Annotated in this window: 1 protein-coding gene; it reads right to left on the minus strand. The window is 52.2% G+C overall.

The window, feature by feature from the left end; translation table 11 throughout:
* Positions 1–558, minus strand: a 558-nt coding sequence (locus DWZ61_RS19340) for an RHS repeat domain-containing protein (RefSeq protein WP_207664198.1), incomplete at both ends; no start/stop codon positions are given.

Below are 558 nucleotides of genomic sequence, written 5' to 3' on the forward strand. Positions count from 1 at the left end.
CATCATAGGCATACTGCACCCGTCTGTCGATACCGTTCTTTCTGTCAAGGACTCTCTCCCCGGTCAGGCGGTCGTCCGCATCGTAGCTTCTGTGGATCTCGGAGCCCTTCGGGGTGGTGATCTTTGTCAGGTTGCCGTTGGCATCGTAGGCATATCTTGTAACGGCGGCCTGTACCGGGCCGTTGCCCTGGATTTCCTCCGTCCGCTGAACAAGCCACCCGTTTTTATTGTAGGCATAATGAATAACACTATGAACACCGTCCGCAATGACACGCTCTTCCAGCGTTACATTTCCCAGACAGTCATAATCGTAGCGCATTTTTGCCCCAAAGTCATCTTTCACTACATTCAGATGATTGTTTTTATCGTAGGAAAAATGGATCCGGTGCCAGCCATCCGGCTCTCCGTCTCTTTCCACCTCCTGCTGTCCGTAGGCCTCCTCCACCTTATTGCCCTGACTGTCATAGGTATAGGCGATGACACGGTACAGCGCCGGATCGGTCTCCTGCACTTTTATCCCTTCCCGGATCTTCCAGCCCAGATCATTATAGGTATAGA

Source organism: Clostridium sp. AF34-10BH (assembly GCF_003478095.1).
GTDB classification, from domain to species: Bacteria; Bacillota; Clostridia; order Lachnospirales; family Lachnospiraceae; genus Acetatifactor; species Acetatifactor acetigignens.